General features: G+C 67.1%; 16 protein-coding genes. 14 read left to right on the top strand and 2 right to left on the bottom strand.

Going from position 1 to position 15443, the window contains the following annotated elements; all coding sequences use genetic code 11:
* The 9 genes from ACPUER_RS26060 to ACPUER_RS26020 form a co-directional block, all read left to right on the top strand.
* Positions 1-789 (top strand): DNA polymerase III subunit gamma/tau C-terminal domain-containing protein (locus tag ACPUER_RS26060; RefSeq protein WP_425132502.1); only part of this gene is annotated, 789 nt, incomplete at its 5' end.
* A 98-nt stretch (positions 790-887) separates the two neighbouring features.
* Positions 888-1214: a YbaB/EbfC family nucleoid-associated protein gene (locus tag ACPUER_RS26055; RefSeq protein ID WP_006482124.1), complete on the top strand. Its 327-nt coding sequence runs from the start codon at positions 888-890 to the stop codon at positions 1212-1214.
* 31 nt (positions 1215-1245) lie between these two features.
* Positions 1246-1842 carry a recombination mediator RecR gene (recR, locus tag ACPUER_RS26050; RefSeq protein WP_034181272.1) on the top strand — a complete coding sequence of 199 codons (597 nt, stop codon included), beginning with the start codon at positions 1246-1248 and terminating at the stop codon, positions 1840-1842.
* Positions 1843-1890: 48 nt separating this feature from the next.
* Positions 1891-3096 carry a CaiB/BaiF CoA transferase family protein gene (locus ACPUER_RS26045; RefSeq protein WP_072437225.1) on the top strand — a complete coding sequence of 402 codons (1206 nt, stop codon included), beginning with the start codon at positions 1891-1893 and terminating at the stop codon, positions 3094-3096.
* Positions 3097-3202: 106 nt separating this feature from the next.
* A complete protein-coding gene (gene surE, locus ACPUER_RS26040; RefSeq protein ID WP_072437226.1) occupies positions 3203-3964 on the top strand; it encodes a 5'/3'-nucleotidase SurE in 762 nt (253 codons plus the stop codon).
* Positions 3961-4893: a protein-L-isoaspartate(D-aspartate) O-methyltransferase gene (locus ACPUER_RS26035; RefSeq protein WP_175960909.1), complete on the top strand. Its 933-nt coding sequence runs from the start codon at positions 3961-3963 to the stop codon at positions 4891-4893. The genes surE and ACPUER_RS26035 overlap by 4 nt, the downstream gene beginning before the upstream one ends.
* A gap of 5 nt (positions 4894-4898) precedes the next feature.
* Entirely contained in the window at positions 4899-5807 is a 909-nt protein-coding gene (locus ACPUER_RS26030; RefSeq protein ID WP_175960907.1) for a peptidoglycan DD-metalloendopeptidase family protein, read from the top strand.
* An 11-nt stretch (positions 5808-5818) separates the two neighbouring features.
* On the top strand, positions 5819-6907 hold the full coding sequence (rpoS, locus tag ACPUER_RS26025; protein ID WP_034181276.1) for an RNA polymerase sigma factor RpoS: 1089 nt from the start codon (positions 5819-5821) through the stop codon (positions 6905-6907).
* Positions 6908-6910: 3 nt separating this feature from the next.
* On the top strand, positions 6911-7687 hold the full coding sequence (locus ACPUER_RS26020; protein WP_034181277.1) for a 3'-5' exonuclease: 777 nt from the start codon (positions 6911-6913) through the stop codon (positions 7685-7687).
* 15 nt (positions 7688-7702) lie between these two features.
* Here ACPUER_RS26020 and ACPUER_RS26015 read toward each other — a convergent pair whose 3' ends face one another.
* Positions 7703-8557, bottom strand: a complete 855-nt coding sequence (locus ACPUER_RS26015) for an endonuclease/exonuclease/phosphatase family protein (RefSeq protein WP_425132501.1) — start codon at positions 8555-8557, stop codon at positions 7703-7705.
* Between the two features lie 218 nt (positions 8558-8775).
* Between ACPUER_RS26015 and rlmD the strand changes: the two genes are divergently transcribed.
* On the top strand, positions 8776-10173 hold the full coding sequence (rlmD, locus tag ACPUER_RS26010) for a 23S rRNA (uracil(1939)-C(5))-methyltransferase RlmD (RefSeq protein ID WP_175960905.1): 1398 nt from the start codon (positions 8776-8778) through the stop codon (positions 10171-10173).
* 63 nt (positions 10174-10236) lie between these two features.
* On the opposite strand, the gene ACPUER_RS26005 is transcribed toward rlmD, so the two are convergent.
* Positions 10237-10935, bottom strand: coding sequence for a Bax inhibitor-1/YccA family protein (locus tag ACPUER_RS26005; RefSeq protein ID WP_006761414.1), 699 nt, complete (start codon positions 10933-10935; stop codon positions 10237-10239).
* 249 nt (positions 10936-11184) lie between these two features.
* Between ACPUER_RS26005 and ndk the strand changes: the two genes are divergently transcribed.
* From ndk to ispG, 4 genes are all read left to right on the top strand, one after another.
* Positions 11185-11610, top strand: a complete 426-nt coding sequence (gene ndk / locus ACPUER_RS26000; protein ID WP_006478674.1) for a nucleoside-diphosphate kinase — start codon at positions 11185-11187, stop codon at positions 11608-11610.
* Between the two features lie 55 nt (positions 11611-11665).
* Positions 11666-12805, top strand: a complete 1140-nt coding sequence (rlmN, locus tag ACPUER_RS25995; RefSeq protein WP_034181281.1) for a 23S rRNA (adenine(2503)-C(2))-methyltransferase RlmN — start codon at positions 11666-11668, stop codon at positions 12803-12805.
* A 193-nt stretch (positions 12806-12998) separates the two neighbouring features.
* A complete protein-coding gene (locus tag ACPUER_RS25990; RefSeq protein WP_310141402.1) occupies positions 12999-14015 on the top strand; it encodes a helix-turn-helix domain-containing protein in 1017 nt (338 codons plus the stop codon).
* 112 nt (positions 14016-14127) lie between these two features.
* Positions 14128-15435, top strand: coding sequence for a flavodoxin-dependent (E)-4-hydroxy-3-methylbut-2-enyl-diphosphate synthase (ispG, locus tag ACPUER_RS25985; RefSeq protein WP_425132500.1), 1308 nt, complete (start codon positions 14128-14130; stop codon positions 15433-15435).
* Positions 15436-15443 lie beyond the last annotated feature (8 nt).

Here is a 15443-nt window from a genome sequence, read left to right as displayed (position 1 = left end):
GTGCTGCGCAACGCGGGGATGCGTGTGTCGTCCGACCGTGCGCGGGCGGGCGCCGCCCCGAAGCCGGCGGTCCAGCCGGCCGCCGAGAAGCCGGCCGCGCCGCGTCCTGCCGTGCAGGTGCCGACGCCGCGCGCTGCCGCCCGTGCGCCGCAGGCGGCCGATTCGCGCCAGGCTTCGCCGCCGTGGGAGGACATCCCGCCGGACGACTACGTGCCGCTCAGCGCCGACGAGATGTTCGGCGGGCCCGACGATGGCTTCGTCCCCGTGTTCGACAGCGGTCCCGACGATGTGCGCGTGGCGCCGCAACTGGCGGAAGCGCGTCCGGCCGCGCCGGTCGACACGCGTCCGTTGCCGCCCGCGATCGCGCTCGATCCGGTCGGTTTCGACGGCGAATGGCCGGCGCTGGCCGCGCGGCTGCCGCTCAAGGGCGTCGCATACCAACTCGCGTTCAACAGCGAACTGACGGCCGTCGATGCGACGACATTGAAACTTTCCGTGCCGGTGCCGCAGTACGCGGACGCCGCGCAGGTCGCGAAGCTGAAGGCCGCGCTGGCCGATGCGCTCGGCAAGCCGGTCGAAGTGGCGGTCGAGGTCGGGCCTGCACGACGCACGGCGGCGGCGCTCGACGCGGCCGCGCGCGCGGCTCGCCAGCGCGAGGCCGAGCAGGAGATTCATGGCGACCCGTTCGTCCAGCAGCTCGTGCGCGACTTCGGTGCGCGCATCGTCGAGGGCTCGGTGCGTCCGCTCGCCGATTCGGCGCCGGACGGCCCGCCGCCGACGCTGCATTGAACCGACCGCACCGCGACAGGCACAATCACGCCCGCACACACTGGCCGGCACGCTCGGCGTGCCGGTTTTCACACGATCAAGAAAGAAGGAGTATTCCCATGTTGAAAGGCAACCTCGCCGGACTGATGAAGCAAGCGCAGCAAATGCAGGAAAACATGAAGAAGATGCAGGAGCAGCTTGCGCTGATCGAAGTCGAAGGGCAGTCGGGGGCGGGCCTCGTCAAGGTGACGATGACGTGCCGCAACGAAGTGCGTCGCGTGTCGATCGACCCGAGCCTGCTCGCGGACGACAAGGACATGCTCGAGGATCTCGTCGCGGCTGCGTTCAACGACGCCGTGCGCAAGGCCGAAGCGACGTCGCAGGAAAAGATGAGCGGCATGACGTCGGGCCTGCCGCTGCCCCCGGGCTTCAAGCTGCCGTTCTGAGCGCGGCGTCCTTGCCATTGTTTGCCGCCGTATGAAACAGCCGTCCGCCCTGTCCGCTCTCGTCGAAGCACTACGCGTGCTGCCCGGCGTCGGGCCGAAATCCGCGCAGCGCATGGCGGTCCACCTGATGCAGCACGACCGCGAGGGCGCGGAGCGGCTCGGCCGGTCGCTGCTGTTCGCGACCGAGCACCTGCAGCACTGCGAGAAGTGCAACACGTTCACCGAAGCGCAGATCTGCGAGGTCTGCAGCGACGAAGAGCGTGATCCGACGCTGCTGTGTGTCGTCGAGACGCCTGCCGACCAGATCATGCTCGAGCAGACGATGACTTACCGCGGGCTGTATTTCGTGCTGATGGGGCGACTGAGCCCGCTCGACGGGATCGGTCCGAAGGAAATCCATTTCGACCGCCTCGTGCGGCGCGCGTCCGACGGAATCGTGAAGGAAGTCGTGCTCGCGACCAACTTCACGAACGAGGGCGAAGCTACCGCACACTACCTCGGCCAGACGCTGAAGGCGCGCGGCCTGGCGGTCACGCGCCTCGCGCGCGGCGTGCCGGTGGGTGGCGAGCTCGAATACGTCGACGCGGGCACCATCGCCCGCGCGATGCTCGACCGCCGCACGATGTAAGCCGGGCGCCGCCTGCCGGCGGCGCCGTTCCTCATGCCAGGGAGACACATGAGCACCAGCCAGGGCCCGCTCGCGGGCGTCAAAGTGCTCGAATTCGGAACGCTGATCGCGGGGCCGTTCGCGTCGCGGCTGTTCGCCGAATTCGGCGCGGAAGTGATCAAGATCGAGGATCCGAACGGCGGCGACCCGCTGCGCAAGTGGCGCAAGCTCCATCCGGAGCAGGGCGGCACGTCGCTGTGGTGGTCCGTCCAGGCGCGCAACAAGAAATCGGTCACGCTCAACCTGAAATCCGATGCCGGCAAGGCGATCGCGCGGCAGCTCGCGAGCGAGGCCGACATCGTGATCGAGAACTTCCGTCCGGGCCTGCTCGAAAAGCTCGGGCTCGGTTACGACGTGCTGTCGGCCGACAACCCGGGCCTCGTGATGGTGCGCCTGTCCGGCTACGGGCAGACGGGCCCGTACCGCGACCGGCCCGGCTTCGGCGCGATCGCCGAATCGATGGGCGGGCTGCGCCACATCACCGGCTATCCCGACCTGCCGCCGCCGCGCATCGGCATCTCGATCGGCGATTCGATCGCCGCGCTGCACGGCGTGATCGGAGCGCTGATGGCGCTCCATCACCGCAAGGTCAACGGCGGCGCGGGGCAGGTGGTCGACGTTGCACTGTATGAAGCCGTATTCAACATGATGGAAAGCGTCGTGCCCGAATACGGCGTGTACGGGATGGTGCGCGAGCGCACCGGCGCGTCGCTGCCGGGCATCGTTCCGTCTAATACCTATGCGTGCCGCGACGGCAGCATCGTGATCGGCGGCAACAGCGACCCGATCTTCAAGCGGCTGATGAAGGCGATCGAGCGCGACGACCTCGCCGACGATCCCGCGCTCGCGCGCAACGACGGGCGCGTGCCGCGCACGCAGGAAATCGACGACGCGATTGCCGAGTGGCTCGCGCCGCGCACGATCGACGATGCGCTCGTCGTGCTCAACGCGGCCGACGTGCCGGCCGGGCGCATCTACAGTGCCGCGGACATGTTCACCGATCCGCAGTTCGTCGCGCGGCAGATGATCCAGCGCTTCAAGCTCGCCGACGGCACCGATATTCCGCTGCCGAACATCACGCCGAAGCTGTCGGACACGCCGGGCGAAACGCGCTGGCTCGGGCCCGAGCTCGGCGAGCATACGGACGAGGTGCTGCGCGGTCTCGGCTACGACGCGCAGGCGATTGCCGCACTGCGCGACGCGGGCGCGATCTGAGCGCAGAACGCCGCCGCTCGATGCGGCGGCGCACCGTGCGCAATCGCCCGTCCGCGGCCGCCGGACTGTCGCTCTCGCGCCATCTTTCCTCGGTTACAATCGCCGGATGCGAATCCTACTCAGCAACGACGACGGCTATCTCGCCCCCGGTCTCGCCGCGCTCAGCGAAGCGCTGCAGCCGCTGGCCGAACTCACGGTGATCGCGCCCGAGCAGAACTGCAGCGGCGCATCGAATTCCCTCACGTTGTGGCGGCCGCTGTCGGTGCAGCGCGCGACGGGTACGGGTTTCTTCTACGTGAACGGCACGCCGACCGATTCGGTGCACGTCGCGTTGACGGGGATGGCCGACGCGAAGCCGGACCTCGTCGTGTCGGGGATCAACAATGGCCAGAACATGGGCGAAGACACGCTCTATTCGGGGACAGTTGCAGCGGCCACCGAAGGCATCATGTTCGGCGTTCCCGCCATCGCATTCTCGCTGGCCGACAAGGGCTGGACCCATCTGGCGGACGCCGCGCGTGTCGCCGCGGAAATCGTCGAGCACTTCCTCGCGAATCCGCTGCCGGGCCAGCCGCTGCTGAACGTCAATATTCCGAACCTGCCTTACGACGAACTGAAGGGCTGGAAGGTCACGCGCCTCGGCAAGCGTCATCCGTCGCAGCCGGTGATTCGCCAGACCGACCCGCGCGGCGAGCCGGTCTACTGGATCGGGGCGGCGGGCGCGGCGCTGGACGCGAGCGAGGGCACCGATTTCCACGCCGTCGCAAACGGTTTCGTTTCGATCACGCCGCTGCAGCTCGACCTCACGCATACGCAGATGCTGCCCGCGACGCGCGAATGGGCGCGCGCCGGAGGGCGGGCTTCATGAGCGGCGAGCGCGCGAAGCGGTTCCCGCTCGCGCTCGAAGATCTCAAGCGAGCGCCACGCAAATCGGAAGGTCGGGCCGGTGAACGCCATGCGGCGGTCGCGGCGCCGAAGGCCACCGACAAGCCCGCGGCCGTGCTGAAACCGGTTGCGGTAAAGCCGGCTGCCGGCCGGGCGCCGCTGTCCGGTTCCGCCGCCGCGAAGCCTGCGACCGCGCCGAAGCCGACCGCGTTGAAGCCCGCGCTGCCGAAGCCGGCCGCGCCGAGCGTCGCGCCGGCCGGCGCGTTCGCGCTCACGTCGGAACGTGTGCGCGAGCGGATGGTCGAACGGCTGCGCGCGAACGGCGTGACCGACGCGCGCGTGCTGGAAGCGATGGCCGCGGTGCCGCGCCACATGTTCGTGGATCCTGGGCTTGCGACGCAGGCCTATGAAGATTCGGCGTTGCCGATCGGCCATCAGCAAACAATTTCAAAGCCGTCGGTCGTCGCGCGCATGATCGAGCTCGCGATGGCCGGCCGCACGCTCGAGCGCGTCCTCGAGATCGGCACGGGCTGCGGCTACCAGGCAGCCGTGCTGAGCCACGTGGCACGCGACGTGTATTCGATTGAACGCATCAAGCCGCTCTACGAGCGCGCGAAGCTGAACCTGCGCCCGCTGCGCGTGCCGAACATCCGTCTGCACTACGGCGACGGGCGTGTCGGCCTGCCGTCCGCGGCCCCGTTCGACGCGATCGTGATCGCGGCGGCGGGGCTCGACGTGCCGCAGGCGCTGCTCGAGCAGCTTGCGATCGGCGGGCGGCTCGTCGCGCCGGTCGGCGCGCAGAGCGGGCAGCACCAGGTGCTCACGCTCGTCGAGCGCGTCGCGCACGCGCAATGGCGAGAGTCCCGGCTTGATCGCGTTTTCTTTGTCCCTTTAAAATCCGGAGTGATTTGAAACCGATGAGTATGTTGCGCGCGATGCAAAACAACCGATCCAGGGAACCGCTCACGTTCGCCCAGCGCGCGATCTGTGTGGCTGCGTTCTCCACGCTACTGGCCGCCTGTGCGACGCGGCTCGACAACGCGCCCGTCGTCGACCGCTCCGGGTCGCTCGGCACGACGGCCGCCGCGCAGCCCGCGGTGCCGCTCGGGCCGCCGCCGCCTGGTTACTACCGGGTGAAGCCGGGCGACACGCTGTACCGGATCGCGCTCGAGAACGGGCAGAACTATCGCGACATCGCGTCGTGGAACAACCTGACGAACCCGAACCAGATCGAAGTCGACCAGTTACTGCGCGTTGCGCCGCCGGGCGGCGCTGGCGCTGTGGGTGCGGGCGTACCGGCTGCGGGCGCACCGGCCGCCGCTCCGATCGCGGGCGCCGCCGTTGCGACTGCGCCGCTCAGCAGCGGTCCCGCGACGCCGGCCGCCGGCACGTCGTCCACGCTCGCAACGCCGCCGGCTGCGGCCACCGGGTCGAGCGACACGGCGGCGGCCCCGAGCGGCCCCGTGACGTTCGCGTGGCCCGCGCGCGGCCCGGTGCTGAACGGGTTCGACGACGCGAAGAACAAGGGTGTCAACATCGGCGGCACGGCCGGCGAGGCCGTGAAGGCGGCGGCCGACGGCCGCGTCGTCTATTCGGGCAACGGCCTGCGTGGCTACGGCAACCTCATTATCATCAAACACGATGCAACTTACCTCACGGCGTATGCACACAATCGCGCTTTGATGGTAAAAGAGGGGGACGCGGTAACGAAGGGGCAGAAGATCGCCGAGATGGGTAACAGCGATGCCGACCGCGTGATGCTGCATTTCGAGGTTCGCCGGCAGGGTAAGCCTGTCGATCCGCTGAAGTATTTGCCGCCTCAATAACCGAGACGACCATGCCGAAATCGAAGCGCCACGAGCCGCAAGCCGAGTCTGAGAAGATCAGTCGTGCCACGCAAGCATCGGCGGGGCGAGCTGGCGCTTCGACGGACGATGACGACGACGTCGCGGAAAACGAACGAGATCTCGAGGCACGCGACGCCGAGGCGGACGGTGGCGACGACGAGCGCGAAGGCCGCGCGGAAGCCGCGCCCGACGTCGACGATTTCCGCACGCTGCTGCAGGCCGAGCTCACGGCCGACACGATCCAGCATTACCTGAACCGCATCAGCGTGAAGCCGCTGCTGACCGTCGAGGAAGAGCAGCGCTATTCCCGGCTCGCCAAGGCTGGCGAATTCGAGGCGCGGCAGGTGATGATCGAGCGCAACCTGCGTCTCGTCGTCAGCATCGCCAAGGGGTATCTGAACCGCGGCGTGCCGCTGCTCGACCTGATCGAGGAGGGCAACCTCGGCCTGATGCACGCGATCGAGAAATTCGACCCGACGCGCGGTTTCCGCTTCTCGACCTATGCGACCTGGTGGATCCGGCAGAGCATCGAGCGGGCGATCATGAACCAGGCCCGCACGGTGCGCCTGCCCGTGCACGTGATCCGCGAACTGAACCAGGTGCTGCGCGCGAAGCGCCACCTCGAAAAGAATTCGATGTCGACGGGCGAGGCGGCCGAGCGCCGCGAAGCCAGCATCGACGACATCGCCTATCTCACTGGCAAGACCGCCGAGGAAGTCACCGACATCCTCGCGCTCAACGAGCACACGGCGTCGCTCGACGCACCGCTCGACCTCGATCCCGCGAGCAGCCTGCTCGACCTGCTGCCCGACGACCAGAGCCAGTCGCCCGACGCCGAGGTGCAGCACCGCGAGCTCGAGACGCTGACGCGCGCGTGGCTGTCGCGGCTGTCCGACAAGCATCGGCACGTGATCGAGCGCCGCTTCGGCCTGAACCACATCGAACCGGCGACGCTCGAAGAGCTCGCCGACGAGATGGGGCTCACGCGCGAGCGCGTGCGGCAGATCCAGCAGGAAGCGCTGGTGCGCCTCAAGCGGTTTTTCGCCTCCAACGGCGTGCGCAAGGACGCCGTTCTGTAACCGATGACTCCGATTCTTGTTTTTGACATCGAGACGATTCCCGATGTCGACGGCATTCGCCGTCTGGAAGACCTGCCCGCGACGCTCGACGACGCCGCGGTGGCCGAACATGCGTTCGCCGCACGGCGCGAGAAGACCGGCGGCGATTTCCTGCCGCATCACCTGCAGCGTATCGCGGCGATCTCGTGCGTGTTCCGCGACAACAACGGCTTTCGCGTCCGCTCGCTCGGCACGCCGCAGGACAACGAAGCGACGCTGATCCAGTCGTTTTACCGCGTGATCGAGAAATACACGCCGCAGCTCGTGTCGTGGAACGGCGGCGGCTTCGATCTTCCGGTGCTCCATTACCGCGCGCTCGTGCACGGTATCCCCGCGACCCGCTATTGGGATCTCGGCGAGGACGACCGCGAGTTCAAGTGGAACAACTACATCTCGCGCTATCACTCGCGGCATACCGACCTGATGGATGTGCTCGCGATGTATCAGGCGCGCGCGAACGCGCCGCTCGACGCGCTCGCGAAGATGTGCGGCTTTCCGGGCAAGCTCGGGATGGACGGCAGCCAGGTGTGGCCGGCGTTCCAGGACGGGCGGATCGAGGAAATTCGTAATTATTGCGAGACCGACGTCGTCAATACGTACCTGCTGTATTGCCGGTTCCAGTTGATGCGCGGCGGCCTGACGCAGAGCGAGTATGCGGACGAGATCCTGCTCGTGAAGAACGCGCTCGCGCAGGAACCGGCGTCGCACTGGGCCGAATACCTGGCCGGCTTCGCCGCGTAGCGCGGGCGGGCGCGATCAAGCGAGTTCGAGCAGCACCGGCTGGTGATCCGACGCGCGCACGTCGCCGTCGATCTCGCAGCGCATGACGCGCGGCAGCAGCGTATCCGTCACGAACACGAAGTCGCACGCGAGCGGCCCCTCCGACCATTGCACCGTATCGTAGACGCCGGCTGTCGGCGGCGGCGTGCTGCCGGGATGCCGCGCGACCCATGCGTCGACGAAGCGCGGGGCGTCGGCGATCGGCTCCAGGAAGCGCCGGTACGCATCGCTGCCGAACGCGCTGTTGAAATCGCCGCAGACGATCGCATTGCGCGGCTGGCCGGTCGCGCTGAACGGTCCCTCGGCAGTTTCGGCGGGCGCGGGCTGTTCCGCGTGCGCGCAGGCCTCGCGATGCCGGGCGCGCAGCGCGTCGACCTGCGCAAGCCGCTGGCGCGCCGAATAGTATTCGAGGTGCGTGGTAACCACGCGCAGCGGGCCGAACGGCGCGTGCAGCTCGACGTCGAGCGCGATGCGCGGCATCGACGGCGCGCCGGCGTCGGCCGGCCACGGCAGTAACTGGCGCAGCACGCGCCCGACCGGCAGCCGGGTCGCGATCGCATTGCCGAACTGGCGGCGCGGTACGCCCGGTTCGAGGGCCGGCAGGTCCGCGCCGATGGCTTCGACGATCGTATAGCCGGGCAGCAGTGCCGCGAGTTCGACGAACTGGTCGGGGCCGGGCCGGCCGGGCAGTGCGCCGAAGCCGCGCGTGACCTCCTGCAGGCACAGCACGTCGAAATCGCCGAGCCGGCGGATCGTCGCGACGGTGCGCGAAAGGTCGACAACGCCGTTGGCGTCCCGACCCCATTGGATGTTCCAGTCGATCAGTTGCATGGTCGAATCTCCTGTCGGGCGGATCTCTGGTTCCCGGCCTCTCCTGACTGGTTCGCATCCCGCCGGCTGCGGGCGTTCCCGAGCTATTCGCCTGGCCGTCCCGGCGCAATGCGTGGCCGTCTATGCTTAAGTGTCGGCGCTTGCCCGATGCAAAGCGGCCGATGCGGGCCTTCGTCGTCTACAATCTCGCCTTCTTCAACGTTTGTCAGGAAAAGCTGGTGTCCGAAGCCGTCCCCACTTCTGCGCGCAAATCGAAAAATGCGCCCGTCGCGCCCGGGATCGCCCCGGTTCTCGAGATCGAATCGCTCGACATGGAAGCGCGCGGTGTCGGCCGCACGATGACCGAGGGCGGCGAGCCGGGCAAGGTCATCTTCGTCGAGGGCGCGCTGCCCGGCGAGCGCGTGACCTATTCGAGCTACCGCCGCAAGCCGAGCTACGAGCAGGCGACGGTTGTCGATATTCTGCGCCCGAGCGTGATGCGCACGCAGCCGAAATGCAAGTTCTTCGGCACCTGCGGCGGTTGCTCGATGCAGCATCTCGACATGCGCGCGCAGGTGGCGGTCAAGCAGCGCGTGCTCGAAGACAACCTGTGGCACCTGGCGAAGCTGCGTGCGGAAACGATGTTCGCGCCGATCCACGGCCCGTCGTGGGGTTATCGCTACCGGGCGCGCCTGACCGTGCGCAACGTGGCGAAGAAGGGCGGCGTGCTGGTCGGGTTCCACGAGAAGAAGAGCAGCTATGTCGCCGACATGACGAGCTGCGAGGTGCTGCCGCCGCACGTGTCGGCGATGCTCGTGCCGCTGCGCCGGCTCGTCGAGGGGCTGTCGATCCGCGATCGGATGCCGCAGATCGAGCTCGCGGTCGGCTCGGAGGTCACGGCGCTCGTGCTGCGCGTGCTGGAGCCGATCAACGCGGACGACGAAGCGTTGCTGCGTGCGTTCGCGGACGAGCACAAGGTGCAGTTCTGGCTGCAGCCGAAGGGCCCCGACACGGTGACGCCGTTCTATCCGCTCGACGTGTCGCTCGACTACACGCTGCCGGAGTTCGGCATCCGCATGCCGTTCAAGCCGACCGACTTCACGCAGGTCAACCATCAGATCAACCGCGTGCTGGTGGGCCGCGCGCTGCGCCTGCTCGCGCCGTCGCGCGACGACCGCGTGCTCGATCTGTTCTGCGGGATCGGCAACTTCACGCTGCCGCTCGCGCGCCTGTCGCGCGAGGTGATGGGCATCGAGGGCAGCGAAACGCTGACGACGCGCGCGCTCGCGAATGCGCGCGAGAACGGTGTCGACGGCCATACGACGTTCGCGTGCCGGAACCTGTTCGAAGTGACGGGCGACGACATCCGCGCGCTCGGCGCATTCGACAAGTTCCTGATCGATCCGCCGCGCGAAGGCGCGCTCGCGGTGTCGAAGGCGCTGGCCGAGATTGCGCAAAGCGGCGAAGGCCCGCTGCCGAAGCGGATCGTCTACGTGTCGTGCAACCCGTCGACGCTTGCGCGCGACGCGGGCCTGCTCGTGCACGAGGCCGGCTACCGGCTGAAGGGCGCCGGTGTCGTGAACATGTTCCCGAATACGTCGCACGTCGAATCGATCGCGCTGTTCGAGCGCGACTGAGCCGGGCGGTGGACGTAAAAAAACCGGCCCTCGGGCCGGTTTTTTCATGGTGCGTGGCGAACGTCAGTTGCGGTTGCCGCCGAAGATGCCGAGCAGCGCGAGCAGATTCGTGAACACGTTGTACAGGTCGAGGTAGATCGCGAGCGTCGCCGAGATGTAGTTCGTCTCGCCGCCGTTCACGACGCGCTGGACGTCGAACAGCATGTACGCCGAGAAGATCGCGATCGCGAGCACCGACACGGTGAGCATCAGTGCCGGCAACTGCAGGAAGATGTTCGCGACCGACGCGAGCAGGATCACGATCACGCCCATGAACAGCCATTTGCCGAGCCCCGAGAAATCGCGCTTGCTGACGGTGGCGATCGTCGCCATCGCGGCGAAGATGATGCCGGTGCCGCCGAACGCAAGCATGATCAGCGACGGGCCGTTCGAGAAACCGAGGATGAAGCTCAACAGCCGCGACAGCATCAGGCCCATGAAGAACGTGAAGCCGAGCAGCACGAACACGCCGGCCGCGCTGTTCTTCGTCCGCTCGATCGCGAACATGAAGCCGAACGCGATCGCGAAGAACGCGAGCAGGCTCATCATCGGGCTCGTGGCCGCGAACAGCGAGAAGCCCGTCGCGACGCCGACCCAGGCGCCCAGCACGGTCGGCACCATCGATAGCGCGAGCAGCCAGTACGTGTTCCGCAGCACGCGGTTGCGAACCTCGGCGGTGCTGACGGAACCGCCGCGACCGAAATTGTACGGATAGTCGTTCATGGTTTCTCCTAACATGGAACGCGTGGGCGTCCGGGGCCGGTTCGGCGCGCGCGGTGTGCGGCGCAGCAAACCGGAGCAGCTATGGCTAAGATACGTTCCGCGCCGCGAGGTTTCAATGGCTGCGCGGCGCAAAACATATGGATTCGGAACCTTTCACGTGTGTAAGGGTTCAATCGCAATGATACACGGGATCGTGCTACAATAGCGGATTCATTTGAACCTGTAACTTCTTAATTTCTTGGAGTTTTTATGGCAATCGAGCGCACCCTGTCGATCATCAAGCCGGATGCGGTGGCAAAGAACGTGATCGGCCAGATCTACAGCCGTTTCGAAGGCGCCGGCCTGAAGATCGTCGCATCGCGCATGGCGCACCTGTCGCGTGCTGACGCAGAGAAGTTCTACGCGGTTCACGCAGCGCGTCCGTTCTTCAAGGATCTCGTCGATTTCATGATCTCGGGCCCGGTGATGATCCAGGTTCTGGAAGGTGAAGGCGCGATCCTGAAGAACCGCGACCTGATGGGCGCAACGGATCCGAAGAAGGCGGAAAAGGGCACGATCCGCGCCGACTTCGCCGACAGCATCGACGCGAACGCCGTGCACGGCTCGGACGCAGCTGAAACGGCTGCTGTCGAAATCGCGTTCTTCTTCCCGGAAATGAACGTTTACTCGCGTTAAGCTCTGGCTGGCAGCAGGTAGGCAGGATTCAGCGCACGCGGCAAGGCAGCACATCATGACGAGCGAAACTTCCGTCAATCTTCTCGACTTCGATGCCGAGGGTCTTGTCGCGTACTGCGGCAGCCTCGGCGAGAAGCCGTTCCGCGCCAAGCAGTTGCAGCGCTGGATCCATCAGTACAACGCCGGCGATTTCGACGGCATGACCGATCTCGCGAAGTCCCTGAGGGAGAAACTCAAGGGCCGCGCGTCGATCGTGATGCCGGATATCGCCAGCGATCACGTTTCCACCGACGGCACGCGCAAGTGGCTGATCGACGTCGGAAACGGCAATGCGGTCGAAACCGTGTTCATCCCGGAAGAGACGCGCGGCACGCTGTGCGTGTCGTCGCAGGCCGGGTGCGCGGTCAACTGCCGCTTCTGTTCGACGGGCAAGCAGGGCTTTTCCCGCAACCTGTCGACAGCCGAAATCATTGGCCAGCTGCGGATGGCCGAATTTGCATTGCGAGCGTCGCTGGGCCGCGCGCCCGGCCCGAACGGCAAGGCCGAACGGGTCGTCACCAACGTGGTGATGATGGGCATGGGCGAGCCGCTCCTGAATTACAGCGCGGTCGTGCCCGCGATGCGGCTGATGCTCGACGACAACGCGTACGGCCTGTCGCGCCGCCGCGTCACGCTGTCGACGTCCGGCGTGGTGCCGATGATGGACCGCCTCGGCGCCGAGCTGCCGGTCGCGCTGGCCGTTTCGCTGCACGCGCCGAACGATGCGCTGCGCGACGAGCTGGTGCCGCTCAACAAGAAGTATCCGCTTCGCGAGCTGATGGCCGCGTGCCAGCGTTATCTGAAAGTCGCGCCGCGCGATTTCATTACGTTCGAATACTGCATGCTCGACGGCGTCAACGACACCGAAGCGCATGCGCGCGAACTGCTGGCCGTCACGCGTGACGTGCCGTGCAAGTTCAATCTGATCCCGTTCAATCCGTTTCCGGAATCGGGCCTCATCCGCTCGAAGCCGGAGCAGATCAAGCGTTTTGCACAGGTCCTCATCGACGCGGGTGTCGTCACGACCGTGCGAAAGACGCGCGGCGACGATATCGATGCCGCGTGCGGCCAGCTGGCCGGCGCGGTGAAGGACCGCACGCGCCTCGCGGAACGAACGGGCGCAGCAGCAAAAATCATCGAAGTTCGGGCGGTTTGACGGGGGCGCCTAGCTGGGGGCGCCCAGCTGGGGGTGCCTAGCCGAGGATGCCCGAACCTCTTGGCGGTACAACACGCGAATAGCGATCGGTCGCGGCGCCACGGCGCCGCGCATGGTATGGACAGTTGCGGGTGCCGGCCGGCGGGGAGCCGGCGGCGGCCGCCAGTGAAGAAGAATCGACGCGAGGACAAGGATGAGTGAGCCGCAGCCGACTAACGGCGCAGAGACGAATGCCGCAAGACCGGCACCGGCGGGACTGGAATCGCTGTCGGCGGTCGGCAGCCGGCTGGCGCAGCTTCGGGAGACGAAGGGCTGGACGGTCGACGACGTATCGGCGCGGCTCAAGGTCGCACCGCAGAAGCTTCGGGCGCTCGAGGCCGGCGATATCAGTCATTTGCCTGGCGTGACGTTCGCGCTCGGTGTCGTGCGCAGCTACGCGAAGATGCTCGGCGTCGATCCGGAACCGTTCGCGCAGGCGCTGCGCCGCGAGCGCGGGGTGCCGGAAGTCGATCTGTCGATGCCCGCATCGTCGGGGACGGATCTGCCGCGCGGCCGAGTGTCGATTCCGCTGGGCGGCTCGTCGCACCACCACCCGTGGCTGTGGGGAACGGCGATTGTCGTCGTCGCAGTGGTTGCCGTACTGATGTGGCACACTGGCGGCGATTCGTCGAGCCTGCTCGCGCGCTTCAAGGGCGGCGACGCGGAACATGCGTCGGCTGCGAGCGCGTCGGCGGCATCGTCGTCTTCCGTTGAAGAGGCGGCTGCGAGCGGCGCGTCGGCCGTAGCCGCTAATGAGGTTCCGGCCCCGGCCGCTGCATCTGCCGCCCCGGCACAGGCGATTGCGTCTGCTGTCCCGGCGCCCGTGGCCCCGGTCGCGGCGGCTGCATCGCAGCCCGTCGTGGCAACGACGGCCGCGAGTGCCGCTACGCCGGCCGAGCCGGCGAGCGTCGTGATTGCGGCTGGCCAGTCGATGGTGGAACTGAAGGTCAAGCAGGATTGCTGGTTCAGCGTGCGCGACAAGAACGGCAAGGAGCTGTTCTCGGCACTGGTGCGGGCCGGCGAGACGAAGCAGGTCGCCGGCGACGGGCCGTTCAAGGTCACGATCGGCAACAAGGCAGGCCTCGACGCGGTTGCGTTCGACGGAAAACCTGTCGATCCGGCAAAATATTCGGCAGCGCGGGGTAATGTGGCGCGGTTCACGTTGCCCTGACGTCAAGCGCCGTGGCGAAGGCCTGTCGTCGATATCGGCAGGCCGTGAGGACACGGCGCTTTTTCAATTCATGCGCCGCGTTGCGGCGCATTCCGCGTAAATGGATCTATCGATGCAATCCGAAGCTCAATCCCCACGCAGCAGTCAGATTTGTTCAACCGAGCCGGTGTTCGGCGGGCATCAGCCGCGCCGCGTGTCGCATGCGGTGGATGTCCGCTGGGGCGGGCAGCTCGTGACGATCGGCGGCGCCGCGCCGGTGCGCGTGCAGTCGATGACGAATACCGACACGGCCGACGCGATCGGCACCGCGATCCAGATCAAGGAACTCGCGAACGCGGGCTCCGAGCTGGTGCGCATCACGGTGAACACGCCGGAGGCCGCGGCCGCCGTGCCGGCGATCCGCGAGCAGCTCGACCGGATGGGCGTGACCGTGCCGCTCGTCGGCGATTTCCACTACAACGGCCACCTGCTGCTGCGCGACTACCCGGGCTGCGCGGAGTCGCTGTCGAAGTACCGGATCAACCCCGGCAACGTCGGTCAGGGCGCGAAGCGCGATACGCAGTTCGCGCAGATGATCGAGGCTGCGGCCAAGTACGACAAGCCGGTGCGGATCGGCGTGAACTGGGGCAGTCTCGACCAGGACCTGCTCGCGCGCATGATGGACGAGAACGGCGCGCGTTCGCAGCCGTGGGACGCGCAAAGCGTGATGTACGAGGCGCTGATCCAGTCGGCGATCGGCTCGGCCGAGCGCGCAGCCGAGCTGGGTCTCGGCCGCGATCGCATCGTGCTGTCGTGCAAGGTCAGCGGCGTGCAGGATCTGATTGCCGTGTACCGCGAACTCGGCCGCCGCTGCGGCTTCGCGCTGCATCTCGGGCTGACCGAGGCAGGCATGGGCTCGAAGGGCATCGTCGCATCGACGGCCGCGCTCGGCGTGCTGCTGCAGGAAGGGATCGGCGACACGATCCGCATCTCGCTGACGCCGGAACCGGGCGCGTCGCGCACGGGCGAGGTGATCGTCGGCCAGGAAATCCTCCAGACGATGGGCCTGCGCTCGTTCGCGCCGATGGTGATCGCGTGCCCGGGCTGCGGCCGTACGACGAGCACGCTGTTCCAGGAACTCGCGATGCAGATCCAGACCTACCTGCGCGAGCAGATGCCGGTCTGGCGCAAGGAGTACCCGGGCGTCGAGAAGATGAACGTCGCGGTGATGGGCTGCATCGTCAACGGCCCGGGCGAATCGAAGCACGCGAACATCGGCATCAGCCTGCCGGGTTCGGGCGAAAACCCGGCCGCGCCCGTCTTCATCGACGGCGAGAAGGTCAAGACGCTGCGCGGCGAGCGGATCGCCGAGGAATTTCAGCAGATCGTCAGCGACTACGTCGCACGCAACTATGGCCGCGCCGACGCGGCAGTGAACTAATTCGTCAA

Origin of the sequence: Burkholderia sp. DN3021 (genome assembly GCF_049805555.1) — a bacterium.
Taxonomy (GTDB): Bacteria; Pseudomonadota; Gammaproteobacteria; order Burkholderiales; family Burkholderiaceae; genus Burkholderia; species Burkholderia pyrrocinia_C.
Note: the sequence above shows the minus strand (reverse complement) of the source record. Positions and strands in the feature narration are given on the sequence as shown.

Excerpts from the sequence above, each read along its gene's own strand:
- ACPUER_RS26005 (WP_006761414.1), bottom strand. The coding sequence starts at position 10,935 with ATGAACGACTATCCGTACAATTTCGGTCGCGGCGGTTCCGTCAGCACC.
- surE (WP_072437226.1), top strand. The coding sequence starts at position 3,203 with ATGCGAATCCTACTCAGCAACGACGACGGCTATCTCGCCCCCGGTCTC.
- rlmN (WP_034181281.1), top strand. The coding sequence starts at position 11,666 with ATGACGAGCGAAACTTCCGTCAATCTTCTCGACTTCGATGCCGAGGGT.
- ACPUER_RS25990 (WP_310141402.1), top strand. The coding sequence starts at position 12,999 with ATGAGTGAGCCGCAGCCGACTAACGGCGCAGAGACGAATGCCGCAAGA.
- ispG (WP_425132500.1), top strand. The coding sequence starts at position 14,128 with ATGCAATCCGAAGCTCAATCCCCACGCAGCAGTCAGATTTGTTCAACC.
- ACPUER_RS26045 (WP_072437225.1), top strand. The coding sequence starts at position 1,891 with ATGAGCACCAGCCAGGGCCCGCTCGCGGGCGTCAAAGTGCTCGAATTC.
- rpoS (WP_034181276.1), top strand. The coding sequence starts at position 5,819 with ATGCCGAAATCGAAGCGCCACGAGCCGCAAGCCGAGTCTGAGAAGATC.
- ACPUER_RS26035 (WP_175960909.1), top strand. The coding sequence starts at position 3,961 with ATGAGCGGCGAGCGCGCGAAGCGGTTCCCGCTCGCGCTCGAAGATCTC.
- ndk (WP_006478674.1), top strand. The coding sequence starts at position 11,185 with ATGGCAATCGAGCGCACCCTGTCGATCATCAAGCCGGATGCGGTGGCA.
- recR (WP_034181272.1), top strand. The coding sequence starts at position 1,246 with ATGAAACAGCCGTCCGCCCTGTCCGCTCTCGTCGAAGCACTACGCGTG.
- ACPUER_RS26015 (WP_425132501.1), bottom strand. The coding sequence starts at position 8,557 with ATGCAACTGATCGACTGGAACATCCAATGGGGTCGGGACGCCAACGGC.
- ACPUER_RS26030 (WP_175960907.1), top strand. The coding sequence starts at position 4,899 with ATGAGTATGTTGCGCGCGATGCAAAACAACCGATCCAGGGAACCGCTC.
- ACPUER_RS26055 (WP_006482124.1), top strand. The coding sequence starts at position 888 with ATGTTGAAAGGCAACCTCGCCGGACTGATGAAGCAAGCGCAGCAAATG.
- ACPUER_RS26020 (WP_034181277.1), top strand. The coding sequence starts at position 6,911 with ATGACTCCGATTCTTGTTTTTGACATCGAGACGATTCCCGATGTCGAC.